Below are 22,375 nucleotides of genomic sequence, written 5' to 3'. Positions count from 1 at the left end.
TCAGAGTTTTAACGGATAATTGGAAATGATTTCCAGCGTACCGTTAATGACAAACTGCACGCCCATACAAACCAGCAAAAAACCCATCACCCGGCAGACCGCTTCGATGCCGCTTTCGCCTATCATGCGCATGATGGCGCCGGAGCTGAGCAGACATCCCCACAGGATGAGACTTACGCATAGAAAAATCAGCACCGGCGCGACGGTTATCACCCAGGGTGAAAAATACACCGAGTCTTTCACGGTGGAGACTGAGCTGATAATCATGGCGATAGTGCCGGGGCCCGCGGTACTGGGCATGGCCAGCGGGACGAAGGCGATGTTGGGGGCGGGATGGTGGTGAATCCCGTCACTCGGTTTATGCGGCTCGTCGTCGGGCTCTTCTTTCTGCTGCGGGAACAGCATGCGAAAACCGATAAACGCGACAATAAGACCGCCGGCTATGCGCAGGCCGGGTATAGAGATGCCGAAGGTATTCATCACCACCGTGCCGGCATAATACGCCGTCATCATGATGATAAAGACATAGACCGAGGCCATGAGCGATTGCCGCTTACGCTCTTCCTGGCTCATGTTTTTGCCCAGGGCCAGGAACAATGCCACGGTGGTCAAGGGATTGGCCAGAGGCAGCAGCACCAGCAGGCCTAGGCCTATCGCTCTGAATAATTCGCCCATATGATTAAATTTCCTTATTAAAAAAGCGCTAACGGTCTCCCGTTAACGCTTTTATTATTAATAAGTTAAGTTACGATATCAATTCATACCGTACTTTTTCAATTTCTTACGCAGCGTGCCACGGTTGATACCCATCATCAGGGCCGCGCGGGTTTGATTACCGCGGGTGTATTGCATGACCATGTCCAACAGTGGCTGTTCCACCTCAGCCAATACCAGCTCATACAAATCATTAACATCCTGACCATTTAATTGAGCAAAATAGTTCTTCAGTGCTTGTTTCACCGAGTCCCGCAGCGGTTTTTTTGTTACCTGATCCTGAGAGTTAACGGTGGAAACGGTCAGTACGTCAGAATTTTCGCGTTGTTCGAACATAGTTCTGTCAGCTCTTTTTTCAATTACGCAAGATTTTCAAAATATGCCTCCAACGCCTCCAGCTGTTCGCCGGCATCCTCTATGGCGTTGAATATGCGCCTAAACTGGTTGTCAGGGACATGCTCCTGTAAGTACCAGGAGACGTGCTTACGAGCAATGCGGAATCCCTTGCCTGGACCGTAAAAGTCGTGCAATTCCCGTACATGCTCTATCAACAAACGCTTAACCTCGCCTAACGGCAGCGGCGACAGCGTTTCCCCCGTTTCCAGATAATGCTGGATTTCCCGGAAGATCCAGGGTCTTCCCTGAGCGGCACGTCCTATCATCAGGGCGTCGGCCCCGGTGTAGTCCAATACCGCTCTGGCTTTATGCGGGTCAGTGATGTCGCCATTCGCGATAACCGGAATGGTGACAGACTGCTTAACTGCCCGAATACTGTCGTACTCCGCGTTGCCGTTAAATAAACAGGCGCGGGTGCGGCCATGAATCGTGATGGCCTGTATACCACAATTTTCGGCCAATTGGGCAATTTCTACACAATTACGGTGTTCCGGCGACCAACCCGTGCGTATTTTCAGCGTTACCGGCACGTCTACCGCCCTTACCACGGTTAACAGGATCTGTTTCACCAGATCCGGAAACTGCAGCAAGGCGGAACCCGCCATTTTCCGGTTCACTTTTTTGGCGGGGCAACCCATGTTGATATCAATCAGCTGTGCGCCGTTCGCCACGTTAATGACGGCGGCGGCAGCCATATCAGCAGGATCACACCCGGCAATCTGCACGGCCCGGATACCGGGCTCATCACTATGTACCATACGCAGACGTGACTTATCCGTGCGCCATACCTCAGGATTAGAGGAAAGCATCTCGGAAAATGTCAATCCGGCCCCCATTGCATGACAAAGCGCTCTGAATGGACGGTCTGTCACACCGGCCATCGGAGCGGCCATCAGGCAATTAGCGAGCTGAAGCTGTCCAATACGCATAGACAAAGAGTGACCATACTGTGTCCGCAAGGGCGCGTATATTACGCATTTTTTTCGTCAGATGAAAGGCCAAACTTTGAACAATCCTCTGCTATAGATCAATGAAAATGTTCTTTGGATGACCGGTATTGATATTTTTGCCTATATTACATACGGTTACAGATATAAACACCTTTTGTGCGGTCAATTTTTTTTCACCAATTAGTCATGTCTGGCGCGGCAAGTTCAGAACGAGTTATACCCGTCATACTTCAAGTTGCAGGTGCGTTGGCAATACTCGGCCCTTCCATGGGCCTCGCCCCTGCGGGGCCGCTGCAAGCAGCGTTCAAATCTGCTCCAGGCAGATTTGTCCTCGTTCACCCCAGTCACTTACACGAATATGCTCCTGGGGATTCGCTGCGTTGCCGCCTTACTGCAACTCGAATTATCTAGGGTATATGGTCATTGTCTTATTTGCGGCGGCGGCCGGTAATCCGGCACCATTCGTCTTTTTCCGCCACCGGATCCAGCAGGAACGCGTCGGCATAGGCCGCCGCCACCCCCTCCGCCTGGCTGGCGAGGATCCCTGACAGGCCGAGGAGCCCGCCCTGTTCCGGCAGGGCGCTGAGCAGCGGGGCCAGCTCTTTTAACGGCCCGGCCAGGATATTCGCCACGACCACGTCGGCACGCAGGCTGTCTGGCTTATCCTGGGATAGAAACAGGGTAAGGCGCTCTTCCACTCCGTTGCGCCGGGCGTTGTCCCCACTGGCCTGAATGGCCTGGGGGTCGATATCGATACCGATGGCGTGGGATGCCCCCAGTTTCAGCGCCGCGATGGCAAGAATACCGGAACCGCAGCCAAAATCGATAACGGTCTTGCCGGCGAGATCGAGTCCGTCCAGCCATTGCAGGCAGAGGGCGGTGGTGGGATGGGTGCCGGTTCCGAAGGCCAAACCCGGATCCAGCATCACGTTTACCGCGCCGGCATCGGGTACCGGTCGCCAGCTCGGGCAAATCCATAACCGGCGGCCGAATTGCATGGGATGAAAGTTGTCCATCCATTCCCTTTCCCAATCTTTATCTTCGAGCTGTTCGATTTTGTGGGCAAAACCTTTTCCCAGCAGCGGATGGCCCGCCAGGGCCTCTATTACCGCCGCCATATCGATGTCGGCTTCAAAGAGCCCTATGACATCGGTATCGCCCCATAAACGCGTCTCGCCCGGCAGCGGCTCGAAAACCGGGTTGTCGTGGGTATCCTGAAAGGTGACCGAGACCGCGCCGTTTTCCATAAGCGCGTCGCTCAGGGTTTCCGCGTCGGCGTCGGTGGTATTGATCTTAAGTTGAATCCAGGGCATGGCTGCTCCGATAAAAAGTTAAAGGCCGGCCGGTTCCGCCTGGGGGCGGTGGCCGCCGAATCTGTTGCCCACCACAAAGGCCAGCAGGCTCAGCAGCAGAGAGGGCACGATGGGATGGAAACCGCCGATTTGCAGATTAATCGTGGCCAGCACGGCATAACAGACCCCGCCGCAAATCATCGAGCTTAGCGCACCGGCGGCGTTGGCGCGCTCCCAATAGAGACCCAGCACCAGCGGCCAGAGAAATACCGCTTCAAGTCCGCCGAACGCCAACAGGTTCAGCCAGATGATCATTTCAGGCGGCCGCCAGGCGGCCACCAGCAGCAACAGGCCGAGAATAAGCGTTATCATGCCGGACATTCTGCTGAGCAGGCGTTCGTTGCCGGCCTGCTGAGGGCGCAAGCTCAGGTAGAGATCCTTGACGATCGTCGCCGAGGATTGCAGCAGTTGCGCATTGATGGTAGACATAATGGCCGCCAGCGGCGCCGCCAGGAAGATCCCGGCGACCAGCGGCGGCAGCACGGTGATCATCAAGGTCGGGATCACCTGATCGGGGATGGTCAGATCGGGGAGGATCGCCCGTCCCAGCGCACCCGCCAGGTGCATGCCGAGCATTAAAACGCCGATCACCAGAGTGCCGATGATAATGCCGCGGTGCACCGCTTTGCTGTCGCGATAGGCCATACAGCGTACGGCGGTATGGGGCAGGCCGATCACGCCGAAACAGACCAGGATCCAGAACGACGCCATGAACGGCGGGGACAGAATATGATCGACCCCTGCGGGGGAGGTGAGCGCCGGCTGAATGTGGTGAAGTTTTGTCACCGCCGCGGAGAGTCCTCCTGCGGCGTGAATGACGCTGAACAGCAAAATAAAGGTACCCAGCAACATCACCAGCCCCTGGAAGGCATCGTTGAGCACGCTGGCGCGAAAGCCGCCAAAAGCGGTATAGAGGGCGATGGTGACGCCGAAAATCAACAGGCCGGTATCATAGGGCACGCCGGCCGCGGTCTCCAGCAGGCGCGCGCCGCCGATAAACTGGACCGTCATGGCGCCGATAAACGCCACCAGCAGGCTGATGCTGGCCAACCAGACCAGCAGCGGGCTGTGATAACGGGCCAACAGCGTATCGTTCAGGGTCACCGCGTTATAGCGCCGGGCCAGGATGGCGAATTTCTTTCCCAGCACCCCCAAAGAGAGCCAGACCGTCGGTACCTGGATCATGGCCAGCAGCACCCAGCCGAGGCCATATTTATAGGCGGCGCCGGGCCCGCCTATAAACGAGCTGGCGCTGATATAGGTGGCGGTAAGGGTCATCGCCAGCACAAAACCGCCCATGGAGCGGTTGCCAAGGAAATATTCGGTGAGGAAATCGCCTTTCTGGCGGCGGCGATAGGCGTAGACGGAGAGGATAAATACCAGCGCCAGATAAGCAATCAGGGGGATAAGGATCTCAGTTTGCATCTTTATCCTCCAGCGGGATATCGCGATAGATAAAGCGCACCATGAGGAAGCACAGCACCAGGAACAGCAGCGGCATCCATAAACAGGCTATTTCGAACCAGTGGGGCAAGCCGGTGATGCCCGGCTTGTCGTCCGGCAGATAGGCGGCCAGCAGCCAGGCAATCAGGTACGCCACCGCCAGGCCGAACGCCCAACGGGCTTCGCGGTGAGCCTGGGGAAATCGTTTATCCATGATCTTTGTGCCGATAGAAGTCAAAAAATAGGCCGGTAATAACCGGCCCTAGATTGCTGAAGAACTGGCTCGTGGTCAATAAGGCGGGGCAGGGTGATAGAAGAGTAAACCGTCCGCGCCATGGATGGCGCGGATCGAGCCTCCATGGATGGATTCACGGCGTGTTTACGATCTAGCGCCTTGTCCCGCCCGTATAGCTTGTCAATACATTCAGACCGGCTTGTTAACCCCCAGCGCTGTCAAGACTGTTATTTTTCCTGCAGGCCGAGCTTTTTCTCCAGATAGTGGATATTGGTGCCGCCATGCTGGAAGTTTTCGTCATTCATGATTCTAAGCTGTAAATCGATATTGGTCTTGATGCCGTCGATAATCAGCTCGGCCAGGGCATTTTTCATCCTGGCGATAGCCACGTCGCGGTTTTCGCCGTAACAAATCAGCTTGCCTATCATGGAATCGTAATACGGCGGTACGGTATAACCGCCGTAAATATGCGATTCCCAACGGACGCCAAAACCGCCCGGCGCGTGAAAACGGGTGATCTTGCCGGGACAAGGCATGAAAGTGTTGGGATCTTCGGCATTGATTCGGCATTCCACCGCATGGCCGCGCACCACCACCTCTTCCTGCTTGATGGACAACGGTTGGCCGGCGGCCACTCGCAGCTGCTCTTTGATAAGATCAATGCCGGTAATCATTTCGGTCACCGGATGCTCCACCTGAATACGGGTATTCATCTCGATAAAGAAAAACTCGCCGTTTTCATACAGGAACTCAAAGGTGCCGGCGCCGCGGTAGCCGATATCCCGGCAGGCTTTGGAACAGCGTTCGCCAATGTAACGGCGCATGGCTTCGGTGATGCCCGGCGCAGGCGCTTCTTCCACCACCTTCTGGTGACGGCGCTGCATGGAGCAGTCGCGCTCAGCCAGGTAAATGGCGTTGCCCTGTCCGTCAGCCAATACCTGAACCTCGATATGACGAGGGTTTTCCAGGTATTTTTCCATGTAGACCATGTCGTTGTTGAAAGAGGACTTGGCTTCGGCACGGGTCATGACGATGGAGGAATCCAGCTCATTGTCGCTGCGCACCACGCGCATGCCGCGACCGCCGCCGCCGCCGGAGGCTTTGATGATGACCGGATAACCGATGCGTTTGGCGATGGCGCGGTTTTTTTCCATATCGTCGCCCACCGGTCCGTCGGAGCCCGGCACACAGGGCACACCGGCTTTTTTCATGGCGCTGATGGCGGAAACCTTATCGCCCATCAATCGAATGGTCTCGGCGCGCGGACCGATAAAGATAAATCCCGAGCGTTCCACCTGTTCGGCGAAGTCTGCGTTTTCCGACAAAAAGCCGTAACCCGGATGGATGGCCACAGCGCCGGTGATTTCCGCCGCTGAAATAATGGCCGGGATATTCAGATAGCTTTTTATGGAGGGCGGCGGCCCGATGCAAATGGTTTCGTCCGCCAGCAGGACATGTTTAAGATCCCGATCCGCCGTGGAGTGTACCGCCACGGTTTTGATGCCTAATTCCTTGCATGCGCGCAAAATGCGCAGCGCAATTTCACCACGGTTGGCGATGACTATTTTATCTAGCATGTGGCGCCTCGTTATTCGATGACGACCAGCGGCTCGTCAAATTCAACCGGTTGACCGTTATCCAGCAAAATGGCTTTAACAACGCCGGCTTTATCGGATTCGATCTGGTTCATCATTTTCATCGCTTCGACAATGCATAATGTGTCGCCGACGTTGACTTTCTGGCCGACTTCCACAAAAGGTTTGGCGTCCGGGCTCGGTGTGCGATAGAAGGTGCCCACCATCGGCGAGCGCACCAGGTGACCGCTCATGGTGGCGGGCACGGCGGCTTCCGCCGCGGGTGCGGCGACGGGGGCGGCAACCGGTGCCGGCTGCTGTTGTGCGGCGGGAATATACGCCTGTTGCATCATCGGATAGGCGGGCATCGCCGGGGCGCGGCTGATACGAACCGATTCTTCGCCTTCGGAGATTTCCAGCTCTGAAATACCGGATTCTTCAACCAGTTCAATCAGCTTCTTGATCTTACGAATATCCATGAGTGGGTTCCATACACTAATTAATTGGATGCAGACAGCCGTTTAACCGCCGTCTGAAAAGCAAAATAATAACCGTCGGCACCGAGGCCGCAAATTACGCCGACTGCGATATCGGAAAGATAGGAGTGATGGCGGAAAGGCTCACGCGCATGCACATTGGAAAGATGGATTTCAATAAACGGGATATTCACCGCCAGCAGCGCGTCACGCAAGGCCACGCTGGTGTGGGTGAACGCAGCGGGATTGATGACGATGAAATCGGTGTTGCCGCGAGCCTGATGAATACGCTCTATCAGGACATGTTCCGCGTTGGATTGCAGGTGGCTGAACCGGACGTCAAGCTCCGTCGCCAGCTCTTGGAGATTGCTGACGATATCCGCAAGGGTGGTATGTCCGTATTTATCCGGCTCCCGCGTCCCCAACAAATTCAGATTGGGGCCGTTAAGAAGCAAAATGTGCAATTTGTCCGCCATCGTGCCGCTATCTCCCGTTAATTGATGATACCCGGTAGAAAATAACCTTCTGGTATCAATTTGTCATCTTTTTGCTGCAAAATTCGCCGCAGAATGTCGGCGGCTTTATACATTCCCAAGATATCGCGGCTTTTCGCCGCTAAATACTGGCGTTATCCGCGAAGTTGACCTTGGCACCTACTGCAAAGTGGAGAGCAAGATAGCGCATTTTCAGCGGGGATAGAAATAAAAACTTCCGGTCTTATGACCGCCATTGACGAAATTTTTTGTAACGCAGGGCCAAAAGCACCGCCGCCGCCAGGGCATACACCAGGGGTTGCGGCGAGAGAATTTTTACCGACCAAAGGTAATGAATCGGGGCGAGGATCGCCACCACATAGATCAAATTGTGCAGCGTTTGCCAGCGACGCTTCAGTTTGCGCTGGGCGCCCTGGGTGGAAGTCACCGCCAAGGCCAATAAGATGAACCAACTGATAATGCCGAGCGTCAGGTAAGGCCGGCTCACCAGTTCGCTGCCCAGCAGGCCCAGATTGTCGATGCCCAGTTCCAGCAGCGCATAGCTGAGCAGATGCAGAGTGACCCAGGCAAAGCACCACAGGCCCAGCAGACGGCGGCAGCGGATCAGCAACGGCTGGCGGCCGTAACGGGCCAGCGGCGTCACCAGCAGCGAGGCCAGCAGCAGTTTAAGCGCTGTCCGGCCGGTAAAATGCTGGATATCCTTGGCCGGATCGGCGCTGAAATCCCCCTGCATTACCGCATAAACCAGCCAGACCAACGGCAGAAACGCCGCCAGGTGCAGCAGGATTTTCAGCCAAAAGATTTGCTTGAGAGTCAACCGCACTTAGAAGTTCTCCCGTAGGTCAAGTCCGCGATACAGCCCCGCCACCTGTTTGGCATAGCCGTTGAACAACAGGGTCGGCTGGCGTTTCACATCCAGGATGCCGCCGGAACCAATTACCCGTTCCGTCGCCTGGGACCAGCGCGGGTGATCCACATGGGGATTCACGTTGGCGTAAAAGCCATACTCGTTCGGCGCCGCGAGATTCCAGGTTGTGGGGGGCTGATCGTGGGTCAGTCGGATGCTGACAATGGATTTTATGCCTTTGAAACCGTATTTCCAGGGAGTAATCAACCGTATCGGCGCACCGTTCTGCGGCGGCAGGGTTTTGCCGTAAACCCCCACCGTTATCAGCGCCAGCGGGTTCATGGCTTCGTCCAGCCGCAACCCTTCCACGTAAGGATAGGCCAGGCCGCCTCCCAGGAGGCTGTCCTTCTCTCCCGGCAGCTGCGCCGGATCGTCCAGGGTCTGGAACGCCACAAAACGCGCCTGACCGGTGGGTTCCGCCAGTTTTAGCAGTTTTCCCAGCTCAAAGCCTATCCAGGGCACCACCATCGACCAGCCCTCCACGCAGCGCATCCGGTAAATCCGTTCCTCCAGGGGAAAGCGTTTGAAGATATCGTCCATATCCAGCGTAATGGGTTTCATGACCTCGCCGTCGATACGCACCTTCCAGCCGTCGGTTTTCAAGCCGCCGGCATTATGGGACGGGTCGGATTTATCCATGCCGAATTCATAAAAGTTGTTGTAGCCGCTGACTTTATCCTCCGGCGTTAACGGCAGCCCGGTGTGCCACTGTGCCGGTTGGCTAAAGGTCAGGGCTTTGCCCGGCGGCGCCTTGGGCGGCTCGTGGCGTTTTATCCAGGAGGCGATATCCGCCCGGGCCTGGAACGGCAGGCTTAGCGTGGCGGCGGTGAGCCCCAAGGCTTTCAATACTTTCCGCCGTTGGAAAAAGACCTCCTCGGCGGTAACGTCGGCGTCGCGTAATGCACGGTAACGGGTCATGACAGGCTCCAGGGGATATAACAGCGGGGTCGTATAAGTATGGTGCAAAAAAAATCGTACAGTTCCGCTGCGGTTAAAGGCGCGGTTAACTTGCAACATTATCATAGGCGGGATTTGGATAATTTATGAACGCATTGGGTAAAAATATGTCAATTTAAAGCAACTACCGATACACTTTGTTTTGTAACCGGCGGCACAGGCGGCGGCGCGAGAGGGCTTTGCGCGCTTTCACTCTTCTGGTCGCGGGTTTACCTCAGACTTTTATCGGGGCACAGGGATGCGATTAATCGTCAAACTCTCCGCAATGATGGCCTTGTTGTGCTCGCTGGTGATGCTATTGATGTTGTCGAGCAGCGCCTTGAGTTTTTTTTATCTCAACCAGCACCACACCGATCGCCAAATGGCGGCGCTGGCCTTGTCGCTGGATCAGGCGTTATTAACCGAGCCGCTGTCCGGCCTTGACCATTGGCTGCCCTATGCGTTAACAAGCACCGGCGTCGGCGGGTTGGAAATCCGGCAAGGCGATAAGGTCCTCTATCGTTTCCCCTTATCCGCCGAACCCGCCGAGACGTCTTACGGCTATCGGCAGCGCCGGTTGACGTTGCCCCATCGTCCCGACCTGCTGGTCACCCTCTCCTATCGAGCCGCGCCGCTGAACGAGGGCCATACCCTTGAGGTGACGGCGCCGGTGAGTGTCGCCATTGTGCTGGCGGTATTATCGCTTCTGGCGGGATTCAGCTGGTTGCGACGGCAAATCCAGCCCCAGGAGACCCTGGAGTACCGGGCTAAACGTATCATTCACGGCGAACGGGACAGCGTACGGGAAAGCGCCGGTGAGCCGCCTTCCCTCACCGGCAGCGCCATCGACCGCTTGCTGAGCGATCTGGCTCAGGCCCGTGAACAGCGCAGCCGGGTGGATATACTTATCCGGGCTTTTGCCGCGCGGGATGCGAAAACCGGTCTGAGCAACCGGCTGTTTTTTGATAATCAGCTCGGGCTGCAGTTGGAAGAAAATCAGGAAGTGGGCGCCCATGGCGTGGTGATGCTGCTGCGATCCACCGACGCGGATATTATGGAAGACCGGTCCGGCAATCCGCCTACCGACGGATTGCTGCACGCATTGATCAATCTGGTCTCGACATTTGTCATGCGCTATCCCAATGCCCTTCTGGCGCGCTATTTTCACGGCGATTTGGCGGTGCTGTTGCCCCACTGCTCCCTGAAAGAGGCGGAGTCCCTCGGGGCGCAGATAATCGGCGGTCTGGATACCCTGACGGGGCTGCCGGTACGCCAGCGGGATGATTTACTGAATATCGGTATTTGCGGCTACCGTAAGGGACAAACGGCGGTGGAGGTGATGGAATCCGTGGAGCGGGCTACCCGTGAAGCCGTCTTGCAAGGGAGCAATACCTGGTCGGTTTACGATAGCCGGACCCCCGAGTCGGTGCGCGGTAATGTCAAGTGGCGCACGCTGCTTGAGCGCACATTATCAGAAGGCGGACCGCAATTGTTTGCCCGCGGGGCCTATACCCGCGAGGGCTGTCTCGATCATGTGGTGATGATTAACCGCATTATCGAGGGCGGCCAGACCGTGGCCGCCGCCGAATTTTTGCCGGTGCTTCAGCAATTGGGCCTGATTGAGCAGTACGATCGTCAGCAGTTGAGCCGGATTATCCCCCTGTTGGCGCAATTGCCGGATCACGTGCTGGCGTTCACCATCAGCACCGGGTCGCTGTTGCGGCACGGATTCCTGGTGTGGTTGCGCAATACCCTGATGCAATGCGAAAAATCTCGGCGACAGCAAATTATGTTTGAACTTGTTGAGGCGGATCTGTGTCAATATTTGGTGCCGTTGCGTCCGGCGTTACGTTTGTTAACCGGATTGGGCTGTCGTCTTGCCGTGGTACAGGCGGGTTTGACCATCGTCAGCACCGCGTATATAACGGCCGTGCCCATCGCCATGATCAAGCTGCATCCCGGCCTGGTCAGGGATATCCACAGGCGATCGGAAAACCAGCTGTTTGTGCAAAGTCTGCCGGAGGCCTGCATCGGTACCCCGACACAAGTTTTTGCCACCGGCGTCAAAACGCAATCGGAATGGCAAACCTTAACGGATCATGCCGTGGCGGGGGGGCAGGGTGATTTTTTTGCGCCGATTGTGTCTTTGGAAGAGTTGGTAAAAAAATATTCACGTCATGATGCGTGATTAGTATAAAAGTTCGTGAAAAATTAACGTACAATACGCCCATTAACCGAAACGGTTAGTAGGCACTTACATTACCTGGGATCAGGTGACCTGTCGGATTTACTGCTTGGTGTTATCACCATTGACCGCAAGCGGGAGAATTTATTTCACGGGAAGCCTGGCTTGAAACCGCGTCAGGGATATATTCGGTGTGTGGGAATGTTAACGGGGACGTATTTTCATTGAAGCAGCGCCTTGCCGCTGCTTCTCGTGGTTGGTAAAGTAGGCGGATTTTATTTTCGCCCCAGCTTGCAGGATTATCCTTCAGTTATGTTTAAAAAATTTCGTGGCATGTTTTCCAACGACTTGTCCATCGACCTGGGTACAGCCAATACCCTGATTTATGTAAAAGGACAGGGCATTGTCCTGAATGAACCTTCCGTCGTCGCGATTCGACAGGATCGCGCCGGCTCGCCTAAAAGCGTTGCTGCCGTCGGCCATGAAGCCAAACAAATGCTGGGACGTACTCCCGGCAATATTGCGGCAATCCGTCCGATGAAGGATGGTGTGATTGCCGATTTCTTCGTGACCGAAAAAATGCTGCAACACTTTATCAAGCAAGTTCACAGCAACAGCTTTATGCGTCCGAGTCCTCGGGTGCTGGTCTGCGTTCCGGTAGGTGCTACCCAGGTTGAACGCCGCGCTATCCGCGAGTCAGCTCAGGGCGCGGGTGCCCGTGAAGTATTCCTGATCGAAGAACCCATGGCCGCGGCCATCGGCGCCGGTCTGCCGGTTTCCGAAGCCACCGGATCGATGGTGGTGGATATCGGCGGCGGCACCACCGAAGTGGCGGTGATTTCACTCAACGGCGTGGTGTACTCCTCTTCAGTGCGGATTGGCGGGGATCGCTTTGATGAAGCTATTATTAATTATGTTCGCCGCAATTACGGTTCATTGATCGGTGAGGCTACCGCCGAACGCATCAAGCATGAAATCGGCTCCGCCTATCCGGGAGACGAAGTCAGGGAAATCGAAGTACGCGGCCGAAATCTGGCCGAAGGGGTTCCCCGGGGCTTTACCCTGAACTCCAACGAGATCCTTGAGGCGTTGCAGGAGCCCCTTACCGGGATCGTCAGCGCGGTGATGGTGGCCCTTGAACAGTGTCCGCCGGAGTTGGCGTCCGATATTTCCGAACGCGGCATGGTGTTGACCGGCGGCGGCGCGTTGTTGAGAAATCTCGACCGTCTGCTGATGGAAGAAACCGGCATACCGGTAGTGGTGGCGGAAGATCCTTTGACCTGTGTCGCTCGTGGCGGCGGCAAGGCATTGGAAATGATCGACATGCACGGCGGCGATTTGTTCAGCGAAGAATAACCTGCCTCGAAAAGGGGGGAACCAGCCGGGTGAACGCTGAGATTACTCATCCTGGTCGGCGCCCCCCTTTTTTGTTGAGGAAAATGCATAGCTTATGAAGCCGATTTTTAGCAGGGGACCCTCTCTGCAACTCCGTTTGTTCCTGGCTGTCATGGTTGCCATCGCGGTGATTGTCGCCGACAGTCGGCTCGGTTCGTTTGTCCAGATACGCGCCTATATGGACACCGCCGTCAGTCCGTTCTATTTTCTGGCCAATGGTCCGCGCAAGATTCTGGATAATCTTTTCCAAACCCTGGCATCCCGGGATCAGCTGGAGCTGGAAAACCACGCCCTGCGCCAGGAGCTGCTGCTGAAAAACAGCGAGCAGTTGCTGTTGGGGCAATACCGGCAGGAAAACGCCCGTCTGCGTGAGCTGCTGGGTTCGCCGCTGCGCCAGGACGAGCAAAAGATGGTGACGCAGGTTATCTCCACCAGTACCGATCCTTACAGCGATCAGGTGGTGATTGATAAAGGCGTGGACAACGGCGTGTATGTGGGACAGCCGGTTATCAGCGATAAAGGCGTAGTGGGCCAGGTGGTGGCCGCCGGTAAACTTACCAGCCGGGTACTGTTGATTTGCGATGCCTCCCATGCCTTGCCTATACAGGTGCTGCGCAACGATATCCGGGTGATTGTGGCCGGTAACGGCTGCACTGAGGATCTGCAGTTGGAACACCTGCCGGGCAATACCGATATCCGGGTGGGGGACGTGCTGGTGACCTCGGGTCTCGGCGGACGTTTCCCCGAAGGATATCCGGTGGCGGTGGTCTCTTCGGTAAAAGTGGATACCCAGCGGGCCTATACCGTGATTCAGGCCAGGCCCACCGCTCAGCTCCAGCGTTTACGCTATTTATTGCTGTTATGGGGCGCCGATCCGCGGGGCGAAGTGCCGTTGCCTCCCGCCGAGGTTCATCGGGTAGCCAATGAACGGCTGATGCAAATGATGCCGCAGGTATTGCCGTCTCAGGATAGCATGGGGCCTGCGCCGGCCGCGCCGTTGAATACGCCGGCCGCGCCGTTGAATACGCCGGCCGCGCCGTTGAATACGCCGGCGCCTCGGGCGACCGGGGATAATCAATGAATCGTTATCGCCGCAACGGTAGTTGGGTCATTTGGCTTTCTTTCTTGATAGCCATCATTTTACAAATCATGCCTTGGCCGGATGAGCTTTATCTATTCCGGCCTTCCTGGGTCAGCCTGGTGCTGATTTACTGGGTCATGGCCATCCCGCACCGTGTCAACGTCGGCACCGGTTTCCTGCTCGGACTAGTAATGGACCTTGTGCTGGGCTCTATTCTCGGCGTCAGGGCACTGGCGTTAAGCATCCTGGCCTATCTGGTGGCCTTCAAATTTCAATTATTCAGGAATATGGCCTTATGGCAGCAATCACTTATTGTGGTGGTACTGTCATTGAGCATGCATGTCATTGTATTTTGGGCCGAATTCCTGATGATTAATATTTCGTTTCGGCCGGAAATTTTCTGGAGCAGCGTGGTGGACGGCGTATTGTGGCCCTGGCTGTTTTTGCTGATGCGTAAAGTCCGTCGCCAATTTTCCGTGCAATGAGGACGACAATGGTCCCGATATATCTCGCGTCCGGTTCGCCACGGCGTAAGGAACTGCTCACCCTGCTGGGGGTGCCGTTCGACGTGCTTTCCGCGCCGATTGTCGAGCAGCGGCTGCCGATGGAACCGCCCGGTGATTACGTGCGGCGACTGGCGTTGGAAAAAGCGCTGGCGGGGGTGGCCATCGCGCCGGAACCGCGTCCGGTCTTGGGGGCGGATACGATTGTGGTACTCAACGATCGCATTTTGGAGAAACCCCGTGATGCGGCCGACGCCGCCATGATGTTGTCCGCGCTGTCCGGAGAGAGCCACCGGGTAATGACCGCCGTCGCCCTGGCGGACGCGCAATATCAACTTTGCCATAGCGTCGTGACCGAGGTCACTTTCCGCCAGTTGTCGGAGCAGGATATTCATCGCTATATTGCAACAGGTGAACCGATGGATAAAGCCGGTGCCTACGGTATACAGGGATTGGGAGGGGCATTTGTCAGAGCTATCAATGGAAGCTATCACGGCGTGGTGGGATTACCACTGGTGGAAACCTCAGAGTTGCTCAGTAGATTCATGGCACTAAAATGGCACTAAACAAGGTACGAGGATAACATGGCAGCTGAATTACTGGTTAATATCACGCCTTCCGAGACGCGGGTCGCCTATATTGACGGCGGTATCCTGCAGGAAATTCATATTGAACGTGAAGCGCGGCGCGGTATTGTCGGTAATATCTACAAGGGCCGTGTCAGTCGGGTCCTGCCGGGAATGCAGGCGGCATTTGTGGATATCGGTCTGGAAAAGGCGGCGTTTCTGCACGCGTCCGATATTATGCCGCACACCGAATGCGTGGCCGGTGAAGAACAAAAAAATTTCCATGTGCGGGATATCGCCGAACTGGTCAGACAGGGTCAGGACATCATGGTCCAGGTAGTGAAAGACCCGCTCGGCACCAAAGGCGCGCGCCTGACCACCGATATCACCCTGCCCTCCCGTTACCTGGTGTTCATGCCCGGCGCGGCCCATGTGGGGGTGTCGCAACGCATCGACAGCGAAGAAGAGCGCGAGCGCTTGAAACGTACCGTGGCGGAGTATTGCGATGAACAAGGCGGTTTTATTATCCGCACCGCCGCCGAGGGTATCGGCGAAGAGGAGCTGTCACAGGATGCGGCCTTCCTTAAACGCCTGTGGACCAAGGTCATGGAACGCAAGCGCCGTGATCAAAGCAAATATATGCTCTATGGTGAATTGGCGCTGGCGCAGCGGATACTGCGTGATTTTGCCGGTGCGGCCCTGGATCGTATCCGGGTGGATTCCCGGCTGACCTATGATTTGCTGCTGGAATTTACCGCTGAATATATTCCGGAAATGACCCATAAGCTTGAACACTACAACGGCAAGCAGCCTATTTTTGATCTTTATGATGTGGAAAACGAGATTCAGCGCTCCCTGGAGCGTAAGGTTGAGTTGAAATCCGGCGGTTATCTGATTATCGATCAGACCGAGGCTATGACCACCATCGATATTAATACCGGCGCTTTTGTCGGCCATCGAAATCTCGATGAAACCATTTTTAATACCAATATCGAGGCGACCCAGGCCGTTGCGCGCCAGCTGCGATTGCGTAATCTGGGGGGGATCATCATTATCGATTTTATCGATATGAATAATGAGGAACACCGGCGGCGGGTGTTGCACTCCCTGGAACAGGCGTTAAGCAAGGATCGCGTGAAAACCGGCATCAACGGCTTCTCGCAACTGGGACTGGTGGAGATGACCCGTAAACGTACCCGCGAAAGTATTGAACATGTGCTTTGCAGCGAGTGTCCTACCTGTCATGGGCGCGGTACGGTGAAAACCATTGAGACCGTCTGTTATGAAATTATGCGGGAGATTGTCCGGGTTCATCATGCATACGATTCCGATCGGTTTTTGGTCTACGCGTCCCCGGCGGTGGGGGATGCGCTGAAAAGCGATGAGTCCCATGCGCTGGCGGAAGTGGAAATTTTCGTTGGAAAACAGGTGAAAGTTCAGATTGAACCGCTTTACAGCCAGGAACAGTTTGATGTAGTGATGATGTAGTGATGATTTAGTCCCGCCGTTATTGATGTCAGCAACGGGTTCGGGTATAAAAATAACACTCTTTTCGTGGGCGGAGAGCGACGGGAAGCAAGGAGAAAGGCGTGAAGCGACTGCCGGGGATATTGCTGGCCCTATGTGCAACCCTGATTGTCCTGGTGGCGTTAGCGGTGAGCGGGTTACGTCTGACGATGCCCTATCTGGATACTTTCCGACCGCAAATCCTCGGGCGGCTCAATGCCGTTTACGGCACCCATATTCAGGTGCGCGATATGCACGGCAGTTGGCAGTCCTTCGGCCCGACCCTTGATATCGGCGGCATCGAATCCGTCACCGACAGCGAGAAACTGAGCATTCAGCGGGTCACGGTGGCGCTGGACGTCTGGCAATCCCTGTTGCATTGGCGCTGGCAATTCCGCGATGTCACTTTCTACCGGCTGCGGCTGGATCTCAATTCTACCTTGCTCGGCCGCGATCATCAGGGCAGTCCGATCAAATCCGATCAGTTCTCCGACCTGTTTTTACGCCAGCTCGACCATTTTACCCTACGCGACAGCGAGCTTTCCTTCCTTACTCCCTCAGGAGAACGCAGCACCCTGGCGGTGCCGCAGCTCACCTGGCTTAATACCTTCCAGCGGCATCGTGCGGAGGGGCTTATCAGCCTGTCCAATGTCGAGGCGCAGCAGGGCGCCATCCAACTGCGCATGGACCTTAACGATGAGAAAGGCTTGCTGGATAACGGTAAAGTCTATCTGCGGGCGGACAACATTGATCTAAAACCCTGGTTCAGCCAATGGCTGCGCGATCAGACCGGGCTGAAAAGCGCCGACTTCAGTCTGGCCGCCTGGCTGGACCTCGATCATGGGGATATCACCGGCGGCGATGTCTTTCTCAGCCAGGGCGCCGCACAGTGGCAGGACGGGAGCGACCAGCACCGGCTTGATGTATCGAGGCTGGCCTTGCACCTGAGCCAGCAGGGGGAAGGGTGGCAGTTGGACGTTCCGCGCCTTAATATCGCCACCGACGGCGACTCATGGGCTCCCGGCGCGTTATCCCTGTTTTGGCTGCCGGAAAAAAACCGGTTGTTCACGCCGGATCAGGCCGGCGAAATCCGGGTGCGCGCCAAGGATGTGATGCTGGAACGTTTCACGCCGCTGCTGCCGCTGGTGTCGTTTATCACCCCGGCATTCCGCGCGCGCTGGCAGGATCTGCAGCCCAAGGGCACCTTTTCGGCGCTGGCGCTGGATATTCCCCTTAAAAACCCGGAAAAAATCCGTTTTCAAGGGAGTTGGCACGATGTGACCTGGCGGCAATGGGAATTGTTGCCAGGCGCGGATCATGTGGCCGGTTCGGTGGCCGGTACCCTGGAGCAGGGGGAGCTTAACGTCGCGCTGGATAACAGCACCCTGCCATATCAGAACATGTTCCGCGCGCCGCTGGCGGTGCAAAAAGCCCGGGTCACCCTTGATTGGCAGAATAATGAACAAGGCCTGGCCTTGTGGGGCAAGAACCTGGATTTGCGTGCCGAAGCGCTGTGGATGACCGGCGATTTTTATTTTCACCAACCGATCAAGGGCGAACCCTGGCTGGATATCTTATCCGGCATCCGACTGTACGACGCGGCCCAGGCCTGGCGTTATTTCCCCGAACCCCTGATGGGCACGCATCTGGTGAATTACCTGACCGGCGCGCTGAAAGGCGGCCAGGTGGATAACGCCACGCTGGTGTTCGCCGGCGATCCCAAGCAGTTCCCTTTCAAACATAACGACGGTCAGTTCGAGGTATGGGTACCGCTGCGTCACGCCGATTATGAGTTTGAACCTGACTGGCCGCATTTGCCGGACCTGGCCATTGATCTTGATTTTCTCAACGACGGGCTGTTCATGCACGCGCCCCTGGCTCAATTGGGAGATGCCGCCGGTCACGACGTGGCGGCGGCCATCCCCGATTATTCCAAGGAACTGCTGCTGATCGATGCGAATATCACCGGCTCGGGCAAGGCGGTGGGGGATTATTTCAATCAGACGCCGCTCAAAAAATCCCTGGGTGCGACACTGGACCAACTGCAAATCGGCGGGGATGTTAGTGGGGGCTTACATCTCGATATTCCTCTTGACGGTTTGCCCGTCACCGCATCGGGCAATGTGATTCTGAACAATAACAGCCTATTGATAAAACCCCTGGGCATGAACATGAGCGCCCTGAACGGCCAATTCCGCTATCACAACGGCAACCTGGACAGCGAAGGTTTGAAGGCGCAGTGGCTGGGTCAGCCCATTAATATTGGTTTTAATACCCTTGAATTGCCGGAGCGATATGATATCAATGTCGGTTTGCAAAGCGTTTTGGCCATGGAACGGCTGACCGGCCTACCGGCGCCGTTCCGTAAGGCGCTCTCCGGCCAGGCGGATTGGCAAGGCACCATCGCGGTGACGCTGCCGTTAAAGGGTAAACCCACTTACAACATCGGCGTCAGCGGCGATTTAAAAAATGTGAGTAGTCACTTACCTCCTCCGCTGGATAAACGCAACGGACAACCCTTCCCACTGGCGGTAAAGGCCAGCGGCACCCTGTCCGGTTTTACCCTGAGCGGCAGCGCCGGCAAGAATACCTTCAATACCGAGTGGTTAATGGGTAAACAGGTCACCCTGAAACGGGGCGCCTGGGCGGCGGCGGGCGGCAAAGTGCCGCCATTGCCTGCCGACGATAGCCTGACGCTCAATTTGCCTTCCCTGGACGGCGAGCAGTGGCTGGCGCTGATGACGCCGGAATCGCGATCGGAGGGCAAAGCGGTGGTCAGCCGATTCCGTTTCCCCGATGCGCTTACGCTCAATACGCCGCTATTGACCCTGGGGGGACAGCAGTGGCATGACCTGGCGCTGACCCGGGCCAATATTCCCGGCGGCAGCGCCGTCGTGGCCCGCGGCAAAGAAATCAACGGGAAACTGACCCTACCGGATCGGGGGCCTTGGCAAGCGGATATCCAATATCTTTATTACAATCCGCTGTGGCCGAAGACGCCGTCGACCGCTGGCGATAACGATCAGAATAGCCTGCTCAGCGGCGACGATCCGGCACACTCCTTCAGCAACTGGCCGTCCATCGCCTTGCGCTGCCAAGAGTGCTGGATAATGGGACAAAATTTGGGGAGAGTAGCGGCGGATATCACTCCCCGCCAGGATTCCCTAGAGGTGACCAACGGCGTGGTGGATACCGGCAAGTCCCGGCTGACCCTCACCGGCGCCTGGTCAAGGCACGGCGCGCAGAACCAGACCGATGTGAAAGGCAAGCTCAGCGGCAAGGATATCGGTGTGGCCAATGATTATCTCGGTATCGATACGCCGCTACGCGACGCGCCGTTTACTGTGGATTACGATCTGCACTGGCAGTCATTCCCCTGGAATGTGGATATCCCCACCTTAAACGGGGTATTGCACACCAATCTGGGCAAAGGAAAGATTGATAATATCAGCAGCGGCCGGGCCGGACGATTATTACGCCTGGTGAGTTTTGACGCCTTGCTGCGTAAACTGCAGTTTGATTTCAGCGATACCTTCGGTAAAGGTTTCTACTTCGACTCCATCAAAGGCACCGCCTGGCTTAAATCGGGCGTGTTGCATACAAATGATTTGCTGGTGGACGGGCTGGAGGCGGATATCGCCATGTCCGGCGACGTGAATTTCAATGTACAGAAAATCGATATGGAAGCGGTGGTGGCGCCTGAAATCTCCGCCACCGTCGGGGTCGCCACCGCCTTTGCCATCAATCCGGTGGTTGGCGCGGCGGTTTTTGCCGCCAGTAAAGTCCTGGGGCCGCTGTGGAATAAAATTTCGGTAATACGCTACCATATCAGCGGCAGCCTGGACCAGCCGAAAATCCAGGAAGTATTGCGCCAGCCGCGCCAGCCGGCCGCCAAAGCCCAATAGGCCGTGGTTTTCCGGGCGGTGACCCCCGGGATAGGGTAAACCTGTGCGCATCCGGTTCTATACCCGGCATCTTTCAAGCCGCGGATGCGCCCGCCGGCTACTCGACATCTAGCGGGTATGTTGCGCTGCTAACCACCGATGACTGAAATCGTTTTACCCATTTGACGTCGGCGGGGAATTGCCGCAGTCTATACCTAATAGATATCAAGCTGCAGGGCATGTAGCAAAGCGTTCCAGCCGTTGCTGGCCATTCCATCATATATAAGAGTGAAAACCTATGAGTCTGACATTTGTCAGTGAGCAATTACTCGCGGCCAACAACCTGAGTCACAACGATCTCTTTACCCTTTTGGGTCAAATGACGGAGCGTCGCCTGGATTACGCCGACCTTTATTTCCAGTCCAGCTATCATGAAGCCTGGATGATTGAAGACGGCATCATCAAAGACGGTTCCTACAATATTGATCAGGGGGTGGGCGTACGGGCGGTAAGCGGTGAAAAAACCGGCTTCGCTTATGCCGACCAATTGACGCTGAATGCCCTTGAACTGAGTGTCAACGCGGCGCGCAGCATTGTCAAAGACCAGGGTAACGGTCGGGTACATACCCTGGGTGAAGTGCCTTATAAAAAGCTTTACCCGTTGCTGGACCCTCTGAACAGTTTGCCGCGAGAAGAAAAAATCGCCTTATTGCATCGGGTGGACCAGGTTGCCCGGGCCGCCGATGCGCGCGTGAAGGAAGTCAACGCCAGCCTGTCGGGGGTGTATGAACAGGTTTTGGTTGCCGCCAGCGACGGCACCCTGGCGGCGGATGTGCGCCCGCTGGTGCGGTTATCCATCAGCGTGCAGGTTGAACAGGACGGTAAACGCGAACGCGGTTCCAGCGGCGGCGGCGGTCGTTTCGGTTATGATTTTTTCCTGGCGGACGACGGCGGCGATGTGCGCGCGGACAATTGGGCGCGGGAAGCGGTGCGCGTCGCGCTGGTGAATCTTTCCGCCATTTCGGCGCCCGCCGGCGCCATGCCGGTGGTGCTGGGTGCCGGCTGGCCCGGCGTATTGCTCCACGAAGCGGTGGGTCATGGCCTGGAAGGCGATTTCAACCGTCGCGGCAGTTCGGTATTCAGCGGGCAAATGGGCAAGCTGGTGGCCTCGCCGCTGTGTACCGTGGTGGACGACGGCACGCTGACCGGTTTGCGCGGCTCGTTGGCCATTGATGACGAAGGGGTGCCGGGGCAATATAACATGCTGATTGAAAACGGCATTCTTAAGGGCTATATGCAGGATAAATTGAACGCTCGGCTGATGGGGGTTCCCCCCACAGGAAACGGCCGGCGTGAATCCTATGCCCATTTGCCGATGCCGCGTATGACCAATACCTATATGCTGGCCGGCCAGTCGACGCCGGAAGATATTATCGCCAGCGTCGAATATGGGCTGTATGCGCCGAATTTCGGCGGCGGCCAGGTGGACATTACTTCAGGCAAATTTGTCTTCTCCACCTCGGAAGCCTATCTGATAGAAAAAGGTAAGGTCACCAGCGCGGTGAAAGGCGCGACGCTTATCGGCTCAGGCATCGAGGCGATGCGGCAGATTTCCATGGTGGGTAACGATCTGGCGCTGGATAAAGGCGTCGGCGTGTGCGGTAAGGAAGGGCAGAGCGTGCCGGTGGGCGTCGGCCAACCGACGCTGAAGCTGGATAAGCTGACCGTGGGCGGCACAGCCTGAGGTTTGGGTTTGGCCCGGGGGCAGCGGGCCTGGG

General features: G+C 56.4%; 19 protein-coding genes. 8 read left to right on the top strand and 11 right to left on the bottom strand.

The window, feature by feature from the left end:
- From HB631_RS09660 to msrP, 11 genes are all read right to left on the bottom strand, one after another.
- On the bottom strand, positions 1-675 hold the full coding sequence (locus HB631_RS09660) for a MarC family NAAT transporter (protein ID WP_213990922.1): 675 nt from the start codon (positions 673-675) through the stop codon (positions 1-3).
- Positions 676-753: 78 nt separating this feature from the next.
- The gene (gene fis, locus HB631_RS09655) at positions 754-1,050 is read right to left on the bottom strand and encodes a DNA-binding transcriptional regulator Fis (RefSeq protein ID WP_132923611.1); all 297 of its coding nucleotides are present in this window, start codon (positions 1,048-1,050) and stop codon (positions 754-756) included.
- A gap of 23 nt (positions 1,051-1,073) precedes the next feature.
- Positions 1,074-2,039, bottom strand: coding sequence for a tRNA dihydrouridine synthase DusB (dusB, locus tag HB631_RS09650; RefSeq protein ID WP_213990957.1), 966 nt, complete (start codon positions 2,037-2,039; stop codon positions 1,074-1,076).
- 449 nt (positions 2,040-2,488) lie between these two features.
- The gene (gene prmA, locus HB631_RS09645; RefSeq protein WP_213990921.1) at positions 2,489-3,373 is read right to left on the bottom strand and encodes a 50S ribosomal protein L11 methyltransferase; all 885 of its coding nucleotides are present in this window, start codon (positions 3,371-3,373) and stop codon (positions 2,489-2,491) included.
- Positions 3,374-3,391: 18 nt separating this feature from the next.
- Positions 3,392-4,837: a sodium/pantothenate symporter gene (gene panF, locus HB631_RS09640; RefSeq protein WP_213990920.1), complete on the bottom strand. Its 1,446-nt coding sequence runs from the start codon at positions 4,835-4,837 to the stop codon at positions 3,392-3,394.
- A complete protein-coding gene (locus tag HB631_RS09635) occupies positions 4,827-5,069 on the bottom strand; it encodes a YhdT family protein (RefSeq protein ID WP_213990919.1) in 243 nt (80 codons plus the stop codon). The genes panF and HB631_RS09635 overlap by 11 nt, the downstream gene beginning before the upstream one ends.
- A 248-nt stretch (positions 5,070-5,317) precedes the next feature.
- A complete protein-coding gene (gene accC, locus HB631_RS09630; protein ID WP_213990918.1) occupies positions 5,318-6,667 on the bottom strand; it encodes an acetyl-CoA carboxylase biotin carboxylase subunit in 1,350 nt (449 codons plus the stop codon).
- Between the two features lie 11 nt (positions 6,668-6,678).
- Positions 6,679-7,143, bottom strand: a complete 465-nt coding sequence (gene accB / locus HB631_RS09625; RefSeq protein WP_213990917.1) for an acetyl-CoA carboxylase biotin carboxyl carrier protein — start codon at positions 7,141-7,143, stop codon at positions 6,679-6,681.
- A gap of 20 nt (positions 7,144-7,163) precedes the next feature.
- On the bottom strand, positions 7,164-7,616 hold the full coding sequence (gene aroQ, locus HB631_RS09620; protein ID WP_213990916.1) for a type II 3-dehydroquinate dehydratase: 453 nt from the start codon (positions 7,614-7,616) through the stop codon (positions 7,164-7,166).
- A gap of 241 nt (positions 7,617-7,857) precedes the next feature.
- On the bottom strand, positions 7,858-8,457 hold the full coding sequence (msrQ, locus tag HB631_RS09615) for a protein-methionine-sulfoxide reductase heme-binding subunit MsrQ (protein WP_213990915.1): 600 nt from the start codon (positions 8,455-8,457) through the stop codon (positions 7,858-7,860).
- Positions 8,458-9,459, bottom strand: a complete 1,002-nt coding sequence (msrP, locus tag HB631_RS09610) for a protein-methionine-sulfoxide reductase catalytic subunit MsrP (RefSeq protein WP_213990914.1) — start codon at positions 9,457-9,459, stop codon at positions 8,458-8,460. It lies immediately after the preceding gene.
- A 277-nt stretch (positions 9,460-9,736) separates the two neighbouring features.
- Here msrP and csrD point away from each other — a divergent pair, with 277 nt between their 5' ends.
- The 8 genes from csrD to tldD all read left to right on the top strand — a co-directional run bounded on the left by csrD (position 9,737) and on the right by tldD (position 22,341).
- Complete coding sequence (gene csrD / locus HB631_RS09605) at positions 9,737-11,665, top strand: RNase E specificity factor CsrD (protein ID WP_213990913.1); 1,929 nt, start codon at positions 9,737-9,739, stop codon at positions 11,663-11,665.
- Positions 11,666-11,974: 309 nt separating this feature from the next.
- Positions 11,975-13,018, top strand: coding sequence for a rod shape-determining protein MreB (gene mreB, locus HB631_RS09600; protein WP_004385136.1), 1,044 nt, complete (start codon positions 11,975-11,977; stop codon positions 13,016-13,018).
- 94 nt (positions 13,019-13,112) lie between these two features.
- Entirely contained in the window at positions 13,113-14,138 is a 1,026-nt protein-coding gene (gene mreC / locus HB631_RS09595; RefSeq protein WP_213990912.1) for a rod shape-determining protein MreC, read from the top strand.
- Positions 14,135-14,623, top strand: coding sequence for a rod shape-determining protein MreD (gene mreD, locus HB631_RS09590; RefSeq protein ID WP_213990911.1), 489 nt, complete (start codon positions 14,135-14,137; stop codon positions 14,621-14,623). Before mreC ends, mreD begins: the two co-directional genes overlap by 4 nt.
- An 8-nt stretch (positions 14,624-14,631) precedes the next feature.
- Positions 14,632-15,207, top strand: coding sequence for a Maf family protein (locus tag HB631_RS09585; RefSeq protein ID WP_213990910.1), 576 nt, complete (start codon positions 14,632-14,634; stop codon positions 15,205-15,207).
- 18 nt (positions 15,208-15,225) lie between these two features.
- A complete protein-coding gene (rng, locus tag HB631_RS09580; protein ID WP_213990909.1) occupies positions 15,226-16,695 on the top strand; it encodes a ribonuclease G in 1,470 nt (489 codons plus the stop codon).
- Positions 16,696-16,796: 101 nt separating this feature from the next.
- A complete protein-coding gene (gene yhdP / locus HB631_RS09575) occupies positions 16,797-20,618 on the top strand; it encodes an AsmA2 domain-containing protein YhdP (RefSeq protein WP_213990908.1) in 3,822 nt (1,273 codons plus the stop codon).
- A gap of 277 nt (positions 20,619-20,895) precedes the next feature.
- Complete coding sequence (gene tldD / locus HB631_RS09570) at positions 20,896-22,341, top strand: metalloprotease TldD (protein WP_213990907.1); 1,446 nt, start codon at positions 20,896-20,898, stop codon at positions 22,339-22,341.
- Positions 22,342-22,375: the final 34 nt, after the last annotated feature.

Source organism: Sodalis sp. dw_96 (genome assembly GCF_018449575.1).
Classification (GTDB): Bacteria; Pseudomonadota; Gammaproteobacteria; order Enterobacterales; family Enterobacteriaceae; genus Acerihabitans.
Note: the sequence above shows the minus strand (reverse complement) of the source record. Positions and strands in the feature narration are given on the sequence as shown.

Coding starts and splice junctions, on each gene's coding strand:
- HB631_RS09660 (WP_213990922.1), bottom strand. CDS start 675: ATGGGCGAATTATTCAGAGCGATAGGCCTAGGCCTGCTGGTGCTGCTG.
- fis (WP_132923611.1), bottom strand. CDS start 1,050: ATGTTCGAACAACGCGAAAATTCTGACGTACTGACCGTTTCCACCGTT.
- dusB (WP_213990957.1), bottom strand. CDS start 2,039: ATGCGTATTGGACAGCTTCAGCTCGCTAATTGCCTGATGGCCGCTCCG.
- prmA (WP_213990921.1), bottom strand. CDS start 3,373: ATGCCCTGGATTCAACTTAAGATCAATACCACCGACGCCGACGCGGAA.
- panF (WP_213990920.1), bottom strand. CDS start 4,837: ATGCAAACTGAGATCCTTATCCCCCTGATTGCTTATCTGGCGCTGGTA.
- HB631_RS09635 (WP_213990919.1), bottom strand. CDS start 5,069: ATGGATAAACGATTTCCCCAGGCTCACCGCGAAGCCCGTTGGGCGTTC.
- accC (WP_213990918.1), bottom strand. CDS start 6,667: ATGCTAGATAAAATAGTCATCGCCAACCGTGGTGAAATTGCGCTGCGC.
- accB (WP_213990917.1), bottom strand. CDS start 7,143: ATGGATATTCGTAAGATCAAGAAGCTGATTGAACTGGTTGAAGAATCC.
- aroQ (WP_213990916.1), bottom strand. CDS start 7,616: ATGGCGGACAAATTGCACATTTTGCTTCTTAACGGCCCCAATCTGAAT.
- msrP (WP_213990914.1), bottom strand. CDS start 9,459: ATGACCCGTTACCGTGCATTACGCGACGCCGACGTTACCGCCGAGGAG.
- csrD (WP_213990913.1), top strand. CDS start 9,737: ATGCGATTAATCGTCAAACTCTCCGCAATGATGGCCTTGTTGTGCTCG.
- mreB (WP_004385136.1), top strand. CDS start 11,975: ATGTTTAAAAAATTTCGTGGCATGTTTTCCAACGACTTGTCCATCGAC.
- mreC (WP_213990912.1), top strand. CDS start 13,113: ATGAAGCCGATTTTTAGCAGGGGACCCTCTCTGCAACTCCGTTTGTTC.
- mreD (WP_213990911.1), top strand. CDS start 14,135: ATGAATCGTTATCGCCGCAACGGTAGTTGGGTCATTTGGCTTTCTTTC.
- HB631_RS09585 (WP_213990910.1), top strand. CDS start 14,632: ATGGTCCCGATATATCTCGCGTCCGGTTCGCCACGGCGTAAGGAACTG.
- rng (WP_213990909.1), top strand. CDS start 15,226: ATGGCAGCTGAATTACTGGTTAATATCACGCCTTCCGAGACGCGGGTC.
- tldD (WP_213990907.1), top strand. CDS start 20,896: ATGAGTCTGACATTTGTCAGTGAGCAATTACTCGCGGCCAACAACCTG.